This is a genomic window from Methylosinus sp. H3A, assembly GCF_015709455.1.
Lineage (GTDB): Bacteria > Pseudomonadota > Alphaproteobacteria > Rhizobiales > Beijerinckiaceae > Methylosinus.
This window is the reverse complement of the sequence record NZ_JADNQW010000005.1, coordinates 3855269-3872966: the sequence shown is the minus strand read 5'-3', so window position 1 is coordinate 3872966 and position 17698 is coordinate 3855269. Positions and strand designations below refer to the sequence as shown.

At 66.8% G+C, this 17698-nt stretch carries 17 protein-coding genes; 10 read left to right on the top strand and 7 right to left on the bottom strand.

Annotated elements, in window-relative coordinates; genetic code table 11:
* Positions 1–17: 17 nt before the first annotated feature.
* The 3 genes from IY145_RS20895 to IY145_RS20885 all read right to left on the bottom strand — a co-directional run bounded on the left by IY145_RS20895 (position 18) and on the right by IY145_RS20885 (position 3767).
* The gene (locus IY145_RS20895) at positions 18–1091 is read right to left on the bottom strand and encodes a YcjF family protein (protein WP_196409959.1); all 1074 of its coding nucleotides are present in this window, start codon (positions 1089–1091) and stop codon (positions 18–20) included.
* Positions 1092–1232: 141 nt separating this feature from the next.
* Positions 1233–2597, bottom strand: a complete 1365-nt coding sequence (locus IY145_RS20890) for an HTH domain-containing protein (RefSeq protein ID WP_196409958.1) — start codon at positions 2595–2597, stop codon at positions 1233–1235.
* Positions 2598–2669: 72 nt separating this feature from the next.
* Positions 2670–3767: a helix-turn-helix transcriptional regulator gene (locus tag IY145_RS20885; RefSeq protein ID WP_196409957.1), complete on the bottom strand. Its 1098-nt coding sequence runs from the start codon at positions 3765–3767 to the stop codon at positions 2670–2672.
* A gap of 204 nt (positions 3768–3971) precedes the next feature.
* Between IY145_RS20885 and plsY the strand changes: the two genes are divergently transcribed.
* Together plsY and dprA are read left to right on the top strand one after the other, a co-directional pair.
* Entirely contained in the window at positions 3972–4568 is a 597-nt protein-coding gene (gene plsY, locus IY145_RS20880; protein ID WP_196409956.1) for a glycerol-3-phosphate 1-O-acyltransferase PlsY, read from the top strand.
* Positions 4565–5821, top strand: a complete 1257-nt coding sequence (gene dprA, locus IY145_RS20875) for a DNA-processing protein DprA (RefSeq protein WP_196409955.1) — start codon at positions 4565–4567, stop codon at positions 5819–5821. Before plsY ends, dprA begins: the two co-directional genes overlap by 4 nt.
* Positions 5822–5833: 12 nt before the next feature.
* Here the strand turns inward: dprA and IY145_RS20870 are convergent, their stop codons facing one another.
* Positions 5834–6061: a hypothetical protein gene (locus tag IY145_RS20870; protein ID WP_196409954.1), complete on the bottom strand. Its 228-nt coding sequence runs from the start codon at positions 6059–6061 to the stop codon at positions 5834–5836.
* A gap of 596 nt (positions 6062–6657) precedes the next feature.
* On the opposite strand from IY145_RS20870, the gene IY145_RS20865 reads away from it, so the two are divergent.
* Positions 6658–7161 (top strand): hypothetical protein, encoded by a 504-nt coding sequence (locus IY145_RS20865; protein ID WP_196409953.1) that lies wholly within the window; start codon positions 6658–6660, stop codon positions 7159–7161.
* A gap of 10 nt (positions 7162–7171) precedes the next feature.
* Here the strand turns inward: IY145_RS20865 and ruvX are convergent, their stop codons facing one another.
* A complete protein-coding gene (gene ruvX, locus IY145_RS20860; RefSeq protein WP_196409952.1) occupies positions 7172–7654 on the bottom strand; it encodes a Holliday junction resolvase RuvX in 483 nt (160 codons plus the stop codon).
* A gap of 152 nt (positions 7655–7806) precedes the next feature.
* Here ruvX and gatC point away from each other — a divergent pair, with 152 nt between their 5' ends.
* The 5 genes from gatC (at position 7807) to IY145_RS20835 (ending at position 12640) form a co-directional block, all read left to right on the top strand.
* Positions 7807–8094, top strand: coding sequence for an Asp-tRNA(Asn)/Glu-tRNA(Gln) amidotransferase subunit GatC (gene gatC, locus IY145_RS20855; protein WP_196409951.1), 288 nt, complete (start codon positions 7807–7809; stop codon positions 8092–8094).
* A gap of 71 nt (positions 8095–8165) precedes the next feature.
* Positions 8166–9665: an Asp-tRNA(Asn)/Glu-tRNA(Gln) amidotransferase subunit GatA gene (gene gatA / locus IY145_RS20850; protein ID WP_196409950.1), complete on the top strand. Its 1500-nt coding sequence runs from the start codon at positions 8166–8168 to the stop codon at positions 9663–9665.
* Positions 9662–10003, top strand: coding sequence for a chorismate mutase (locus tag IY145_RS20845; RefSeq protein WP_196409949.1), 342 nt, complete (start codon positions 9662–9664; stop codon positions 10001–10003). The genes gatA and IY145_RS20845 overlap by 4 nt, the downstream gene beginning before the upstream one ends.
* 147 nt (positions 10004–10150) lie before the next feature.
* Entirely contained in the window at positions 10151–11623 is a 1473-nt protein-coding gene (gatB, locus tag IY145_RS20840) for an Asp-tRNA(Asn)/Glu-tRNA(Gln) amidotransferase subunit GatB (RefSeq protein ID WP_196409948.1), read from the top strand.
* 657 nt (positions 11624–12280) lie between these two features.
* Positions 12281–12640 carry a hypothetical protein gene (locus IY145_RS20835; RefSeq protein ID WP_196409947.1) on the top strand — a complete coding sequence of 120 codons (360 nt, stop codon included), beginning with the start codon at positions 12281–12283 and terminating at the stop codon, positions 12638–12640.
* A gap of 184 nt (positions 12641–12824) precedes the next feature.
* Here the strand turns inward: IY145_RS20835 and IY145_RS20830 are convergent, their stop codons facing one another.
* Complete coding sequence (locus IY145_RS20830; RefSeq protein ID WP_196409946.1) at positions 12825–13232, bottom strand: hypothetical protein; 408 nt, start codon at positions 13230–13232, stop codon at positions 12825–12827.
* Positions 13233–13441: 209 nt separating this feature from the next.
* Here IY145_RS20830 and hemB point away from each other — a divergent pair, with 209 nt between their 5' ends.
* The gene (gene hemB, locus IY145_RS20825) at positions 13442–14467 is read left to right on the top strand and encodes a porphobilinogen synthase (protein ID WP_196409945.1); all 1026 of its coding nucleotides are present in this window, start codon (positions 13442–13444) and stop codon (positions 14465–14467) included.
* 15 nt (positions 14468–14482) lie between these two features.
* Here the strand turns inward: hemB and IY145_RS20820 are convergent, their stop codons facing one another.
* The gene (locus IY145_RS20820; protein WP_196409944.1) at positions 14483–17002 is read right to left on the bottom strand and encodes a hypothetical protein; all 2520 of its coding nucleotides are present in this window, start codon (positions 17000–17002) and stop codon (positions 14483–14485) included.
* 252 nt (positions 17003–17254) lie between these two features.
* Here IY145_RS20820 and IY145_RS20815 point away from each other — a divergent pair, with 252 nt between their 5' ends.
* Positions 17255–17680 carry a DUF1036 domain-containing protein gene (locus tag IY145_RS20815; RefSeq protein WP_196410654.1) on the top strand — a complete coding sequence of 142 codons (426 nt, stop codon included), beginning with the start codon at positions 17255–17257 and terminating at the stop codon, positions 17678–17680.
* Positions 17681–17698: the final 18 nt, after the last annotated feature.

Here is a 17698-nt window from a genome sequence, read left to right as displayed (position 1 = left end):
GCCGCGGCCCGGCGACGTCAGCCATTGCCGCGGTCGCCGAACAAGAAAGGCGCCACATCGGCGACACCGGGCGGCTTTTCGGCGCTGAACGGCATGGGTCGGCAGACCGCCATCGCCGAGAGGCCGACGCGCGCGGTCATCAGCCCGTTGAGCACGCCCTCGCCGAGCCGCGCGGAGAGTTTTGCGGCGATGCCGTGGCCGACCACCTGCTGCAACAGCGAATCGCCGATGGCGAGGCCGCCGGTGATCGCGAGATGCGCGCCGACCGAGCGCGCGAGCTTGAAAAAGCCCAGCAGCCCCGGCCGTCCGCCATAGATTTCCGCGATGCGGCGCATCAACCTTATCGCCTGCGCGGCGACGAACAGCACGTCGAGCAGCGCACGCGGGCTGACCGTGGTGACGATGGAGACGCGCTTGGAGGCGTCGGCGATCTCGCGGCGCGCCTGCGCGTCGAGCGGATGGGCGAGATGACGCTCGGCGAGATCGACGAGATCGCGCCCATCGATGATCTGCTGCGAGAATTCCAGCACGAGCGCTCGCGCCCTGCCGGTCTCGGGGCGGTCCTCATAGAGTTTGCACAGCTCTTTCACATGTTCGCGCGCGGCTTTTATATCGTCGCCGAGGCGCGCCTCGGCGAGCGCGATATGCAGCTTGGCGATACGATTCTGGCGCGCGATCGCGGTGAACTCCTTGGCGAGCAGCGCCAAAAGCGCGACGAGCGCGGCGCCCGCGAGGACCAGGCCGACCGTTCCGAGCAGCGCCGAATGGGCGAAGAGATCCTCGACGAGATTGGCGAGCCACATGGCGCCGGCCAGCGAGAGCAGTCCGGTCACCGCCGAGACGAATAATCCGCCCCATGAGACCAGCATGCTGCGCAGAACGCCGCGCTTCTGCGCAGCCTCGATCGCCTTTTCTTCCTCGACGAAGTCGCGCGGCGTCTCGAGCTCGAGCGCGAAGACGTCGACTTGCGCCTCGAAAACGCTCGCCTGGGCGCGGTCCGCCTCCTGAGGCTTCGCGCTCCTGGGCGGGACGATCTGTTCGCCGTCGAGGCGGAAGGCGCGCGGGCGCGGTCTGCGTTCTGATTCCGTCATCTCTGTCGCTTCGAGGCGCTCTCGCCCCACAGCTTTCTAGCGCATGGGGATCGGCCCCGCTCGGGAAAATTGCCGCTCGCGCCGAGCTCTCGACAGAAATCATGCGGGTGGGGCGTTCTCGCCCCACCCGGAGCGGGGCGGTCAGGCCGGGGCCCAGGCCTGCCGTGAAGCGAGCTTCTCATTCTGCTCGACGGCGCGCAGCCGCGCCGGGCGGTTCTCGAGGCCGCGCCAATAGGCTTCGAACTCGGGCCGCTTCTCCAACGCGCCGAAGCGCATGCCGAAGCCGATCATCGAGCCGACATAGACATCGGCCGCGCTGAAGGCGTCGCCGGCGATGTAGCGCTTGCCCGCCAACGCCGTCGCCAGCGTGTCCACGACGGCGGCGTAGCAGCCGTAGCCGAAGCGGCGCTGCATATCCGCCGAAGGATCCCAGCCGACGGAATGATTGGACATCGCCGGCTCCAGGCAGCCGGCGGCGAAGAACATCCAGCGATAATAGGCGTCGCGCGCGGCGGGCGGCGGCGCGAGCGCGGCCTGTGGAAAGGCGTCGGCGAGATAGGCGCAGATCGCGGCGGCTTCGGTCACGATCGCATCGCCATGGCGGATCGCCGGCACCTTGCCCATGGGATTGATCGCCAGAAATTCCGGCGCTTTGATCGTGGTCCCATAGTCCTCGACCTCGACCCTATAGGGCGCGCCGATCTCCTCGAGGAGCCAATGGACGATCATGCCGCGCGATTGCGGATTGGTGTAGAAAACGAGTTCGGACATGGAATCTCCTTTTGCCGGCGCAGACGCGCGACGTCCATAGGCCGAGACGCTGTCAGATTCTGTCAGCATAGAGTTGCGCCAGTCTTTTTGCAGCGCATGGCGGCGGCGCGGCGGGCGCTCGTCCAACAGCTCCGCCGTCTCGATCCGGTCGGTGCGGAAATGGCGGAAGTCGCCTCTCAGCTCGCACCAGGCGACGAGCACGCGGGCGGATTCGAAAAAGCCGAGCGCCACCGGCCAGACCTTGCGTCGCGTGCGCGCGCCTTTCCCGTCGCTGTAGGAGATGGCGAGCTTGCGCTCCTCGCGCAGCGCGCGGCGCAGCAGCTTCAGCTCGACAGGCTGGATCTTGCGCCATCCCGGGCCGACGATGAGCGCGTCATGCTCCGGTCTCGTCCGTAGATCTTGCGGCAGAACCGCGCCGATTTTCGCCATGGCGCTCCGCGCCGCGCGCGAGAGCCCGTCGTCGGTGCGCTGCGCGACCCATTTGGCGCCGAGCTCCAGCGCTTCGATCTCCTCCTCGGAGAACATCAGCGGCGGCATCAGAAAGCCGGGACGCAGAACATAGCCGACCCCCGGCTCGCCTTCGATCTCCGCGCCCATGGTCTGCAGCGCGGCGATGTCGCGATAGAGCGTGCGCAAGGAGACGCCGGCCTCGCGCGCGAGCTCTGCGCCGCTGACGGGACGTCGGCGGCCGCGCAGAATCTGCAGCAATTCGAAGAGGCGGCCAGCGCGAGACATGAGCGCGAATTTAGCACGATTTGCCGCAGAATTTCACAAGAGGCGGCGGCTGCGCGCCACCAGAGCGCAGCGCTATTTCGTCGGCGGATAGGGGAGCTCGAGCTGACGCGCGAGCAGAGCGGCGAGCTGAGATTGGCGGCCGACGCCGGTCTTGGCGAAGACGCCCTTGAGCTGGCAGCGCACGGTCGCCCGCGAGGTTCCGTGCCGCTCGGCGATCTGCTCCGGCGACAGGCCTTCGACGATTCCGCTCGCGACATTCGCTTCGGCGGCGGTGAGATCGAAGAGACCGCGGATCAGCGCCGCATCGGGAGCGCGGCGCACGGCGACCGGCGTGACGACCATCAGGGCGCATCCGCCGTCGAAGAGATCGCGCGCCTGGCCGGTCATCGGAACGAGATGGACGATCACCGTATCGTCGGCGCGTCCTCTCGCGGGAAAGGAGCGGACCGTCGCGGCGGCGGGAGCGGAAATATCCGCCAAGGCGCGCCGAAGCATGCCATTGGCGGTGGAATCGGCGAGCGCGAGGCGATCGTCGGGCAGCCATTTGACGTGCCGCGTCATCTTCTCGACGAGGTCGTTGGCGGCGAGCGCTCTGCCGCGCGTGTCGAGGACTGCGGCGGGAAGCCCGATCAGCGCGAGCGCCTCCGTCGCCGCGCGCAGGCGCTCGAGGCGCCAACGCGCCGCGAGGAATCCGGCCCGCGCGAGATGGGGACGAAACGCATCGAGACGCGCGATGTCGGCGGGTTCGAACGGAGGCTGGCCGATACGGCGATTGACCTGGACCACCACGAAATCATCGGTCGGCATGGGCGCGGCCAAGGCGGCGGCGTGGCGCAGGCCGGCGGGGGTTCCCCAATGCGTCATCACTGGATCGGCGAGCCACTCCTCCGGCGTAAAAACATCATAGGCGTCGACGAAGCCGGCTCTTTCCGCGGCGAGCAGCCGGACGGTCGCCTGGCTCGTCGCGACGGCCGGCGAGTGGAGATAAGCGTCGACCCCGGCCATAGCGGACGAATAGCGCCATCCGAGCCATGCGTCGGCCCGACGAGTGAGGATGACGCCGCCCGCCGCATCCACGCAGGCGGCGAGATCATGCATCGCCTGCGGCCATAAATCCGGGTCCGTGGCCGAGCGATAGATCAGATCGACGAGATTCTCGAATTCGGCCATCGATCGGCTCTGTGCGCGACTTCCCTGAATTTGCTTTATATGGTCTCGGGTCGGTTTCGAAGCACATTCCGCGCCATGCCGCCGCGATCGTCGGCCTTTCCTCGTCTTCGTTTTCGTCCTCGTCTTGCAGGGAACGGCGGGCTCGACTAACTTCGGTCGCGCGTTCGGCGAAAGGCGTCGTCCGCGCGGCTCGGGTCTTTGTCCTTGACGTTTTTTTCTCTTTCAGAGCTCGGCGCGCTGGCGGTCGGCTATCTTCTCGGGTCAATTCCCTTCGGCCTGCTGCTGACGCGGCTCGCGGGGACGACCGACATTCGCTCGATCGGCTCGGGCAATATCGGCGCGACCAATGTCCTGCGCACCGGGCGCAAGGATCTCGCCGCGGCGACGCTGCTGCTCGACGCGCTCAAAGGCGTCGCCGCAGCGATCATCGGCGCGCAGATTTCGTCCGACGGCGCCGTCATCGCTGCTGCGGCGGCCTTCGTCGGCCATATCGCTCCCATCTGGCTGCGTTTTCGCGGCGGCAAGGGCGTCGCGACCTTTCTCGGCGCATTGTTCGGGCTGAGCTGGCCGGCGGGCCTCGCCTTCGCCGCCGTGTGGCTGTCGACCGCCGCTCTGTTCCGCTATTCCTCGCTCTCGGCGCTCGCCGCGAGCCTCGCCGCGCCGCTCGTCCTCGCGGCGAATGGGCATGGACGCGAGGCGTTCGTCTTCGCGGCCATGGCGGCGCTCTTGTGGTGGAAGCATCGCGATAATATCCGTCGTCTGCTGGCCGGCAACGAGAGCCGGATCGGGCAAAAGGCATGAGCGAGCCGCCCTCCGCGAGCCGTTTGTCGGAGGAGCAGCTCTTTCACTGGCTGCGGCTGATACGTTCGGAGAATGTCGGGCCGCGGACTTTTCGTCAGCTCGTCAACAAATTCGGCGGCGCGCAGGCGGCGCTGGAGGCGCTTCCCGATCTGCTCGCGCGCTCCGCTCATGGGCGGATGATCCGCATCGCCGAGCCGGACGACGTGCGCGCCGAGATGGCGCGCGCGCAAAAGCTCGGCGTGCGTTTCGTCGCGCTCGGCGACGCCGATTATCCTGCGCCGCTGCGCGCGATCGAGGCGGCGCCGCCGTTGCTCGCGTTGCGCGGCTCGGCGGAAATTCTGTCGCGGCCCTGTGTCGCCATCGTCGGCTCGCGCAACGCCTCGGCCGCCGGGCTCACTTTCGCCGAGCGTCTTGCGCAAGGGCTCGCGCGGGAAAATTACATCATCGTCTCGGGCCTCGCGCGGGGCGTCGATCTCGCCGCCCATCGCGCGAGTCTCGCCGCAGGAACCATCGCCGTCCTCGCCGGCGGCCATGCGCGACCCTATCCGTCCGAGCATCTGCCGCTCATCGAGGAGATCGTCGCGCGGGGCGGCGCGGTGGTGACGGAAATGCCGCTCGAATGGGAGCCGCGCGGCCGCGATTTCCCACGCCGCAACCGCATCGTGTCGGGCCTGTCGCGCGGCGTCGTCGTCGTCGAGGCGGCGCGTCGCTCGGGCTCGCTCATCACCGCGCGATTCGCGATGGAGCAGGGCCGCGAGGTGTTCGCCGTCCCCGGCTCGCCGCTCGATCCGCGCGCCGAAGGGACCAATGATCTCCTGCGCCAAGGCGCGACGCTCTGCGCGGGGGCGGACGACGTCACGCGCGCGCTCGCCGCGAGCGCCGGTCGACAGGGCGATCTGTTCGGGGAAGGGGAGGGCGTTCGCGCCGAGGAGCCGTTCTGGGAAGAAATGGACGATTTGTTTTCCCTGCAGGAACGGGCGACGAATTTCGCGCATGATCGTCCTCCGCCGCTCGCGCAGGAAGACTATCCGGCGAGCGCGCGGCGCATTGCGCTCGCAACCGCCGACGACGAGACGGAAGCGATCGACCCGGTCGCGCGGATCATGGCGCTGCTCGGCCCCGCGCCTGTCGCCGTCGACGATCTCGTGCGAGCGGCGGGTCTTCCGGCGCGCGAGGTCAACGCCGCGCTATTGGAACTCGATCTCGCCGGGCGCCTGGCGCGGCACGGGTCGAATCTCGTCTCTTTGGTGTGAACGAGCGATTTGTCAGGCGCGGCCGCGCGCCCTGGCGGCGACCGAAGCGGTCAGCTCGCGCGATTTCGCCTCGGCCTCGACACGCGCGAGATTGAGGAAATAGGCGAGCATCGTGAGCTCGGATCGATCCGCCATCGTCGCCAGCTCCCCCGCCATTTCTGCAATATAATCGGCGAGAGAGGCCGTCCTCGCATCGCTCGCGGCGGTCTCGGCGGAAAGGGCGTCTCGGCTATTTCGCATCGGCTCCTCGCGTCGGCGCGAAGGGAGCGCCGGCAATTCAAACTTTCAACCTATAGTCGTAAAATGCCTCTCGGCCTTTGACTTGTCAACGCGGTCGGAGGTCGTTTTTGCGTCGTTCGTCGACGGGAGCTCAAGTCGTCGCAGCTGAGGACCTCGGGTCGCCGTTCGCGTCGAAATATGACGCGATACAACTCAAAGTTTTTCTATTTCGGGCGCTGCTGCGGAGGCGGGAGCGTTAACGGAGGGTTTTTTTTGATCCTCGACGGTCTGGACGGAAGGTAAGGGCGCCTTAGTTCCCTCTTCACCTGGACCGCGGTTCTCATCGGAGCGGCGGCGTAATTGGAATTTTTGTCGAGGCGCGCTCGAGCGACTGATGAGTTGGGGACTGATATGTGCGTTGGCTTCCATTTACCGACAGCGCTCCTCCCTGCGCAGCCAGTCGTCCGCGCTTTCGCGACTGCCATCACCACTATGATCGTCCGCGCCGGCGCGAGCCGACGTCGAGCCGGCGCGCGGATCGCGCCGTGACGAAAGGTTCCGGCCGCCTCGTTCGGGCGGCGGGAAAGGGGGGCGAGAGCCACGAGGAGGCTTGGGTCATGAGCAAGGTTGTGAATTTGTCTCTACTGGGCGCCGCGAGCGCCGTGATCGGCTTCGCCGCGCCTATCGGCGGCGGCGCCGCTTTGGCCGGACCGGTCGGAATGGCGAATGTGGCGTCCGTGTCGCTGCCGGCGGCGACGGACGAGGTTCATTTCCGTCGTCATCGCGAAGGCCGTTCCGCCCATTACTGCCCGCCGCGTCGTATCGAGCACCGCACGGTCTATGTGCGTCGCATCATCGAGCGCCGCACCGCCTACTATCCCTTGTATGAGCGTCGCACGGCCTATGTCGCGGCTCCGGTGGCGACGGCTGTCGCCGTGCCGGTCGTGGCGGCTACCTACGCCTATCCCTCCTATGGATACGGCTATGGCGGCGGCCCCGGCATCATCGGCGCGGGCGCCGGCCTTCTCGGCGGCGCGCTGAACATCGGCTTCGGCGGCGGCGGCTGGGGCGGCGGCTGGGGTGGCGGCTGGGGCGGCTGGGGACGTCGCGGCTGGTGGTGAGCCGGTCGTTCTAGCCTCCCGTAGCGAGGCGCCCCAGCCTGTCTAGGGCGCCTTGCAGAATATAGGCCGCGGCCATGCGATCCACGACCTCGGCCCGTTTGGCGCGCGAAACGTCCTGCGCCAGCAGCTCTCTGGTGACTGCGGCCGTCGAAAGCCGCTCGTCCCAGAAGGCGTAGGGCATTCGTCGCGTCGCGTCGAAATTGCGCATGAAGGCCCGTGTCGCTTGCGCGCGCGGGCCTTCAGACCCGTCCATGTTGAGCGGCAGGCCGACGATCAGCGCGCCGATCTCGAATTGCGCGAGGAGCGCAGCGAGACGTTCGGCGTCCTTGGTGAATTTCACGCGGCGTATCGTCTCGAGCGGCGTCGCCAGCCGGCGTTCGACGTCCGACAGCCCCAGGCCGATCGTCTTCGTGCCGATGTCGAGCCCCATCAGCCGGCGCTTTTGCGGCAGCAGCGCGGCGAGCTCCTCGAGCGTCTTTGGTCCGGCGGTCATCGCAACCGCCTAGCACGGCGCGGCGTCTTCGGGAAATCCGGCGGGGAAATCCGGCGCGGCCGTTGCATGGCCGAAAGCAGACGTGCGCATTGCGCCGTCGAAGCCGCGAGTGGTATAGCGCGCGGGACGAAGTCGGAACGGAGCTCCACAAAATGTCCGTCGATCAGGCGACTGTCCGCCGCATCGCCCATCTCGCGCGCATCGCCGTCGAGGATGAAGAGGTCGAGCGCCTCGGCGCGGAGCTCAACGCAATATTGGATTTCGTCGCCGAGCTGTCGGGCGTCGACGTCGAAGGCGTCGAGCCTTTGACATCCGTCCTGCCCATGCAAATGAAGAAACGGAAAGACGTCGTCACCGACGGCGGCTTCGCCGACGCCATTCTGGCCAATGCGCCGGAAAAGGAAGACCATTATTTCGTCGTGCCCAAGGTCATCGAATAACCGCCTTCCGCAACGACGAGCGAGCGCCCGCGCGAGACGCGGGCTCAAAGACCGAACGAGCGAACGCATTCATGTCCGATCCTACGCATTTCTCCCTCGCCGAGGCGCGCGACGCGCTCGTTTCGAAGAAACTGTCGGCGGTCGAGCTGACCCGCGCCCATGTCGAGGCGATCGAGACCGCGCGCGCGCTCAACGCCTTCATCACCGAGACGCCGGAGCTCGCGCTGGAGGCGGCGCGCGAGAGCGACGTGCGCCTCGCCCGCGGCGAGGCGCGCCCGCTCGAGGGTCTGCCGCTCGGCATAAAGGATCTCTATTGCACCAAGGGCGTGCGCACCACGGCGGGGAGCCGCATCCTCGACGGCTTCACGCCTACTTACGACTCGACCGTGTCCGCCAATCTCTGGCGCGACGGCGCGGTGATGCTGGGCAAGCTCAACCTCGACGAATTCGCGATGGGCTCGTCCAATGAGACGAGCGCCTTCGGCCCCGTCGTCTCGCCCTGGCGACGCAAGAAGGATGGCGGCTTCGACGACGCGAAGATCGTTCCCGGCGGCTCCTCGGGCGGGTCTTCCGCCGCTGTCGCGGCGCGTCTCGCGCTGGGCGCCACGGCGACCGACACGGGCGGCTCCATTCGCCAGCCGGCGGCTTTCACCGGCACCGTGGGCATAAAGCCGACCTATGGCCGTTGCTCGCGCTGGGGCATTGTCGCCTTCGCCTCCTCGCTCGATCAGGCCGGGCCGATCACGCGCACGGTGCGCGACGCGGCAATCATGTTGCGCTCCATGGCAGGCCATGATCCCAAGGACACGACCAGCGTCGACGCGCCCGTTCCCGATTACGAGGCGGCGATCGGCGCCTCGGTGAAGGGCCGCCGCATCGGCATCCCCAAGGAATACCGCATCGGCGGCGGCGCCGAGATCAATGCGCTCTGGGACCAGGGCGTCGCCTGGCTGCGCGACGCAGGCGCGGAGATCGTAGAGATTTCCCTGCCGCATACGCGCTATGCGCTGCCGGCCTATTACATCATCGCTCCGGCGGAGGCCTCCTCCAATCTCGCGCGCTATGACGGCGTGCGCTACGGCCTGCGCGAGAAGGGCCGCGACATCGCCGGCATGTATGAGAAGACGCGCGCCAAGGGTTTTGGAGCCGAGGTGCGTCGCCGCGTGATGATCGGCGCCTATGTGCTCTCGCATGGCTATTACGACGCCTTTTATGTGCGCGCGCAAAAAATCCGCAGCCTCATCAAGCGCGATTTCGACGAGGCTTTCGCGGCCGGCGTCGACGCCGTGCTGACGCCCGCGACGCCTTCCACCGCCTTCGCGCAGGGTGAGAAGGGCGCGGCCGATCCCGTCGAAATGTATCTCAACGACATTTTCACCGTGACGGTGAATATGGCGGGCCTGCCGGGCATAGCCGTGCCGGGCGGGCTCGGCGCCGACGGATTGCCGCTCGGCCTGCAGCTCATCGGCCGCCCCTTCGACGAGGCGACCTTGTTCTCGCTGGCCGCGGCGCTGGAGAGCGCCGCTCCGAAGATCGACTTCCCGCAGCCCTGGTGGACCGAGGCGAAATGACGCGCAGAGCAGAGGCCGCAAAGCTCGAACCGCGCGACGAAATGTCGGACGTGCGCGCCACTATAGACTCGCTCGACGACGAGCTCGTCGCGCTGCTCGCCCGCCGCCAGCGCCAGATCGAGCGCGCCGCCGCCGTGAAGCCGTCTCTGGGCATTCCGGCGCGCGTGCCCGAGCGCGTCGACGAAGTGCTGGCGCGCGTCGCCGCCGCGGCGGAGCGTGAAGGACTCGCCGGCGAAGTGGCGCAAGCGCTGTGGCGCGCGCTGATCGAATGGTCGATAGCCCATGAGGAACGGCTGATGGGCGAGCGCGAGCAGGGCGAGGCGCCTTCGCGCTCCTGAGCCGCATTGCGCGAGCGGAGCGGCGAAGCAATCCAGGAGCCGTCCCGCGGCCCCTGGATTGCTTCGCCTTCGGCTCGCATATGACGAGCGTCGATCTTAGATGTAGAATTCTCCGGAACGAAAGACGCAGGTCGAGGACGAAGAGACATGAACACGCGCGAGACGCAGCCCAGCAAACTCATCAAAGGCGCGACCGGCGACTGGGAGATCGTCGTCGGCATGGAGATCCACGCCCAGGTGACGAGCAAGGCCAAGCTCTTCTCCGGCGCCAGCGCGGAATATGGCGGCGAGCCCAATGACCATGTCTCGCTCGTCGACGCCGCCATGCCCGGAATGCTGCCGGTCATAAATGAGGAATGCGTCCGCCAAGCCGTTCGCACCGGGCTCGGCCTGCAGGCGAAGATCAATCTGCGTTCAGTGTTCGATCGGAAGAATTATTTCTATCCCGACCTGCCGCAGGGCTATCAGATTTCTCAGTACAAGCATCCGATCGTCGGCGAGGGCGAGGTGATCGTCGATGTGACGCCTAGCGAGCGCATCACCGTCGGCATAGAGCGGCTGCATCTCGAGCAGGACGCCGGCAAGTCCATCCACGATCTCTCGGCCACCGAGAGCCACGTGGATTTGAACCGCTCCGGCGTCGCGCTGATGGAGATCGTGTCGAAGCCGGACATTCGCTCGGCGGAGGAGGCGCGCGCCTATGTCTCCAAGCTGCGCACCATTTTGCGCTACATCGGCTCCTGCGACGGCAATATGGAGCAGGGCTCTCTGCGCGCCGACGTGAACGTCTCCGTGCGCAAGCCCGGCGCGCCCTTCGGCACGCGCTGCGAGATCAAGAACGTCAACTCCATACGCTTCATCGGCCAGGCGGTGGAGGTGGAGGCGCGCCGCCAGATCGGTATTCTCGAGGATGGCGGCGTCATCTCGCAGGAGACGCGCCTCTTCGATCCCGGCAAGGGCGAGACGCGCTCCATGCGCTCCAAGGAGGAGGCGCACGATTACCGCTATTTCCCGGACCCGGATCTGCTGCCGCTCGAATTCGACCAGCCCTATGTCGACGCGCTGAAGGCCGAACTGCCGGAGCTGCCGGACGAGAAGCGCGCGCGCTTCGTCGCCGATTACGGCCTGCCGCCCTATGACGCAGGCGTTCTCGTCGCCGAGCGCGCGAGCGCCGACTTCTTCGAGGAGGCGGCGAAAGGCCGCGACGCCAAGCTCGTCGCCAATTGGGTCATCAATGAATTGTTCGGCCGCCTCAACAAGGAAGGTCTCGACATTACGCGTTCGCCCGTGTCCGCTGCGGCGATCGGCGCCATCGTCGATCTCATTTCGCAGGGCGTCATCTCGGGCAAGCTCGGCAAGGATTTGTTCGAGATCGTCTGGCAAGAGGGCGGCGATCCGCGCGAGATCGTCGAGACACGCGGTCTGAAGCAGGTGACCGACACCGGCGCGATCGAAAAGGCGATCGACGAGATCATCGCCGCCAATCCAGACAAGGTCGCGCAAGCGAAGGCGAAGCCGACGATGCTCGGCTGGTTCGTCGGCCAGGTGATGAAGGCGACCGGCGGAAAGGCTAATCCGCAAGCCGTCAATGAGTTGCTGAAGAGCCGCCTCGGCGTCTGAGACGCTTCCGACAAAGCCGAAATACGAATCACTGGCGGCGTCGATTCGATCGAATCGACGCCGCGCGAAGGCCGCAGCGCGGCTTTCGCGACGCTCGGCGCGCGCGCTGCGCACAATTTTTTTTCATGCGATCTGCGGCGCTCGACGAGCGCTCGACGGCTTTCGCGAGCGCGTCGCCGACGCCGTCTCGCGCAGACCGAGACTTGCGACGCGAAGGTCGCAGAGCGTTGGCGACAGCGTGAAACAAAACCTCGAAATGTCGATCGAGCGCGCGGCCGATGTCGCGCGCATGCGCGTCGCGCAATTGCGTGCGCGCGCTAGTCTACAAAGAAAAACAATAGATTGAACGCTTCGTCGGCGGCTGCTCATTGCGCGTCGACGAGATGACGGCGCATCTTCGCCGATGCGTGACGAGCGTTTCCGACAATGTCGAGATCAATGTCGCGATGTGGCGCGCGCGACGCGTTCTGCGCCTTTGCGACGCATGCGGCGACGTCGTCGGCGTCGCGCAGTCGCTCTTGTTTCGCGGTATGCGACATCGCTCGCGCATGCAATTCGTGAAAGCGCCACTTGAACGACTGGTTAACCACGCTACGCTATTGCCGCCTATTGTCGGTCATAGCGACATTCCGACGATATGGATCAAGGGGACTGAAGATGGCGAAACCAACGACGAAGCGTAAGCCTGCGAAAAAGGCGACCGCGAAGAAGGGTGCTCGTAAGACTGCGACCAAGAAGACCGCGACCAAGAAGGCCGCGACCAAGAAGGCCGCCGCCAAGAAGGCCACGCGGAAGGTCGCGCGCAAGGCCGCTTCGAAGAAGGTCGCCCGCAAGACCACGCGCAAGGTGGCGACGAAGAAGCGCGTCGCTACGAAGAAGCGCGTCGCTACGAAGAAGCGCACCGCGACGAAGAAGACCGCAACGAAGAAGACCGCGCGCAAGGCTCCCGTCAAGCGTCGCGCTCCGCGCAAGCCAAAGGAAACTCCTCCGGCGCCGGAAAGCTCGGAGACGGTCTGACGAAAGACCGCGGCCGAAACGCGTTCGCCATGCGCAGCCGATCCACCTCGCATCGTGAACGCGTTTCGCAGCAATCCTATTGCCCGGGCCGGCTCGGCCCGCGCTCCTCGATCGCCTGACGCGCCTCCTCTTCGGACCTCGACGTTATGGTCTCGGACAGACGGCGAAGCGCGACTTCAGGCCTTCAGCGGGTCAGACATCGGGTCGCGAATTCGCGCCAGCTCGTCCCGCCCACTCGCCCTTCCTGCTTGATCTTCATCCATTGCATCGCGCATTGGCGCATGCGTTCGCGCGGCGCGCGCGGCAGCGACGGCGGCGGCGCCGAAGTGTCGAGCGGCGGCAGCTCCGGCGGCGCGGCGGGCGGAGCCTCTGCCGGCTGCGGCGCGCGTTGCTCCGGCGGACGACGCGGCGGCGCGGGCGCGCGCGGCGCGCGGCGCGCGGCGACATGGGGCGGGCGATCGCTCGAAGGCGCGGGCTGTGGCGCGGCGACAGCGGTCGTGAGCATGCAGAGCGAAGCGACGATCGCCGCGCAGGCGCTCCGCGGCGGAGAGGGAACGCCGCCGGGGTCTCGCGCGATCACTCGTTCCGTCATCGGCTCCCAATGCTGCGTCGCGCCGCGTCCGCGGAAAAAGGCGCGGCGTCGGGCTCGACGACGGCTCTAGACCGGAACGCTGCGGGGCGTCAACGTTCGGAGGTTTCGCAGTCTTCCCAATATGGCGAGCGGCGTGTTAGGCACGCTTCGCCGCGGCGCGCATCCTCTCCTCACGTGGCTGCGCTGGAGGTCGACATTTGGAGGTCGACATGGAGTCTTCCGGAAACAAAATCAGCGCGTCATCCGCGCGGCTCACGCTCGCGACGCGCCCGCGCCGCAATCGCAAGAGCGAATGGGCGCGCCGCCTCGTGCGCGAGACGCGGCTCACCGCCGACGATCTGATCTGGCCGGTGTTTCTGCTCGACGGCGTAGGGCGCTGCGAGCCGATCGCGTCCATGCCGGGCGTCTATCGCTATTCGATCGACACGGCGCTGGAGGCGATAGAGGAGGCGGCTTCGCTCGGCGTGCCGGCGGTCGCGCTCTTTCCCAACACCGATCCTGCGCTGCGCGATCCGCATGGCTCGGCGGCGCTCGATCCCGAAAATCTCGTCTGCCTCGCCTGCCGCGCGATAAAAAAGGCGGTTCCCGACATAGGGATTATCACCGATGTCGCGCTCGACCCCTATACGAGCCACGGCCATGACGGGCTGCTGATCGGTGACGAGATCGTCAATGACGAGACCGTCGCCGTGCTGGCGGCGCAGGCGGTCAATCAGGCGCGCGCCGGCGCCGATGTCATCGCGCCCTCGGATATGATGGACGGCCGCATCGGCGCGATCCGCGCCGCGCTCGACGCCGAGGGGTTCGAGAGCGTCCAGATCATGAGCTACGCCGCCAAATACGCCTCGGCCTTCTACGGGCCGTTCCGCGACGCCATCGGCACCAATAAGACTCTGCGCGGCGACAAGCGCACCTATCAGATGGACCCCGCCAACTCGGACGAGGCGCTGCGCGAGGTGGCGCTCGACCTCGAGCAGGGCGCCGATATGGTGATGGTCAAGCCGGGCATGCCCTATCTCGACATCGTGCGGCGCGTCGTCGACGCCTTCCACGCGCCGACCTTCGCCTATCAGGTGTCCGGCGAATATTCGATGATCGAGGCCGCCGTCGCCAATGGCTGGCTGGACGGCGAGCGCGCGATGATGGAGAGCCTCACCGCCTTCAAGCGTGCGGGCGCGGCCGGCGTTCTCACTTATTACGCGCCGCGCGCCGCCGCCTTGCTGCGCCGCGGCTGAAGCCGCGGGGCCGTCTCACCACACGGATTTCACCAGCGGCAGCTTCTGCTTCAGCCGTGTGATGAGATCCTTCAGGCTCTGGCGATTGTCCTTGTCGCAGAGCTGCGCGTCGAGATCGGCCTGCACCGATTGCGACAGCCACCAGCTCATCGACACTTTGGACATGGACAAGGTCTGGCCCTTGAAGCGGGCGCAGGTCTTGTCGAGCAGCGGATCGTCGCCGCCGTCCGCGACCAGAACGGGCTGCACGCGCACGCCGATCTGGAAGAAGCTCGCGGTCATGTCGCCGGCATAGCGGTCGGTGTCGGCGTTCATCTCGACGAGGCTGCGCTGGGCGAGCGCCGCCTGTTCCGCCGCATGGCCTGCGCGCGTCGCCAACAGAGCGTCTACGGGCGCGGCGACGAGGCCGAAGAGATCGGACAAGAAATTCACGCCCGTCGCGCCGAGCCGCGGCGTGCCCGCCGCGCGCGGCGGCAGCGTATTGTCGGTGAGCGCGCCGACAGGATCGTTCTGCACCCACAGGATCAGCGGCGTGACGCCTTCGCCTTTCAGCGCGCGCGCGACATCGAGCGCGGAGGCGAGGCCGGCATTGTCGAAGTAGCCGCCGTCGACGATGCGGTCGCCATGTGTCGCGTCATCCTTGGTGCGCAGCGCGCCCGCCGGCGAGATCACGGGGAAGCGCGCGCTGAGCAGCGCCGCCGTCGACAAGAGAATGTCGGGGCCGTTGCGCAGCGACGCGACATCCTCTGCGCCATGCGCCGCGGCCGGGCACATATCGCCCTTCGGCGATTTGCAGGGCGTCGAGATCATCTCGAAGAAATCATAGGCCGCCGGATAGAGCGGCGCGCGCGAATTGCTCGCCGGGGCGGGGCGTGTCGAAATAAGATCGGTTCCGATGATGCGTGTCCCGCTGTCCACCGACGTGCCGTTGAGCAGCAGCAGCGGGGCCCATTTGCCGGCCGGCGTCGCGCGCGCATAGCCCAAGCGGCGGCACATGCCGCGCGTCGCGCCGCTCGCGCAGGGCTCGCCGGTCTGGATCAGCTCGCCGGTCCAATAGTCGTTCTTATAGGCGGGGTTGGTCACGAAATCATAATGACGCTCCCAGGACTTCTCGAGCAGCGCCGCGCGATCCTCCATCCAGCTCTCGTCGCCCACGAAAAATTTGCGCGGCGAGAAATTGTCGCGAAAGCCGAGGCCGACGACGGTCGGCGAGAGATAATCGCCGGAGACCAGCAATTGCAGGCAGTCACGCCAGCTCGTCGTCGGATCGCGGCCCTCATGGGCGCCGACCCAGACGCGCGCTGTATTGACGCAGGGCGGAGTCGCGACGTCCTTTTCCGCCACGTCCGAGAGCGCCGCGCGGAAAATCGCCGAGCCGAAGGCGCCGCCCGAGACGCCGGAGAAAGCGAAGACGCGCCGTCCGGGCGACGTCAGCGCCGGCCCATCGCCGAGATCGCCATCGCGATCGATCAAATGGCCGACGACCGTCGCCGCCATATAGGCCGCGCGGCTGGCGCCGCCCTCGGCTGCGACGATGAGCGCCGGCGGACATTCGTTCTCGGCGCAGCCATTGGCGGCCTTCCAATTGCGCACAGCTTCGGTGATGTCGATCTGCCGATCCGCCTTGGAGAGCGCGTCGGCGGCCTCGGGCAGGGTGCGCACATCGTCGAGCCGCGTATTCGCCGCCGTGATCGCGGCGGCGAAGAGGATCGCGGTCAAAAGCAGCGGCCGTCCGGTCTCATAGCCCTTGCGCACCAGCCAGCTCGCGCCCAGCACGAGGCTGCCGAGCAGAAAGGGAGCGATCAATGCGCGCGGCGCATGATCCGACAGGAAGAAGGGCCAGATCAGCGCCGAAACGAAAACCGCGGTGGTGGCGTAGAGCGAGGCGTCGGTCAGCAGTTGCAGATTCATGCTCGCGCCGATGAATTTGGCGATGCGCTGACGCTTCACGACGAAATAGACGAAAGCCGCGGCCGTCGCGGCGTCGAGCGCCAGCAGCGCCCATATCTGGTCGCGCGTCGCCGTCGCTTCCGAGAGTATGGCGGCGTTCTCGATCGAGGCCTGCGCGCCCATGAGGCCGAGCGCGACCGCGACGAAAGGCGTGAGGCCGAGAAGGCGCGGCGTCCAGGCGATGACGTGCCCGAAGCGGCGGCGCACATGGTCGCGGACGGAGCGAATGTCGTTGTCGCGCATTTCGACGCGGAGAAAATAGGGGATCATCCAGGCCGAATCGGCGTCCTCGAGCACGCGGCGCGCGCCGTAATGGACCGGGAAAGCCCAGACCAGGAAGATGGCGACGAAGACGGAGAGCCAATAATGCGCCCCGAAGAGGAAGTCGTCGAAGGAGCGATCGGCGAACAAATTCTGCGCCTGATCGACGAGGCCGAACAGCAGCAGGCCGGCGAGCGCGCTCGCCACGCTCACGCGGCAGGCCCAGAGAATGCGGCAGACCCAATAGAAATCCGTCTTCCACTGCGGCGCGGGCGCCGTGACCTCGTCTTGAGCCTCGGTTTTCGTCTCGAGCAATTGCGACATGATGCGCTCCATCGAAAAGTCTTGCCCGGACCTCTACGGTCCGGCGGGAAATCCTGTCTCGAAGTCTACGCTAGGACCGGACGGTGACAAGACGGCCACGCCTCGACCGGCTTCGCGCCTGTCGAGGCGTCGTCAGCGTGGCGTCGTCGGGGTGGACAAAGCGGCCGTCCCGTGGTTTGGCTGTGCATGCGCCGCTTCGGGCCGCGGGTCCGCGGCGCCGCTTCTTCGACCCTCTCGCGACTGTCCTTCCCAATGTCCGGCCGCTCGACTCCGTTTGTGATCATTTCGTGTTGTCTTTGCGCTATATCCGCTGCGAGAGCGGATTTTCGGCTGTGCAACAACACGACGAATCGGGTGAGCGTGGCCTTGGCCTATACGGACGGACGCAATTGGCTGTCGGAAGGGTGGTGGAATTTGCGCTCCTCGGCCTGCGAGACTTTGTTGCGCGGACCGCTCGCGGCGCAGTACTATTACGTATATGCGATGGACGAGCGTGGCGGAGAATGGAAGGGCAAGGCGTTCATGTGTACGCGTGATCGCGAATTCCGCATCGACGGGCGGGACGATTGCTTCGCGCGCGGCTTCGACCGCACGGGCTTCTTCGAGATCGACACGGGGCGTGACGCCAAGAATTGGACGGTGCAGCTCACCGATCCGACGCCGTCCTCGACACAGTGACGAGGGTGGCCGCGCGGC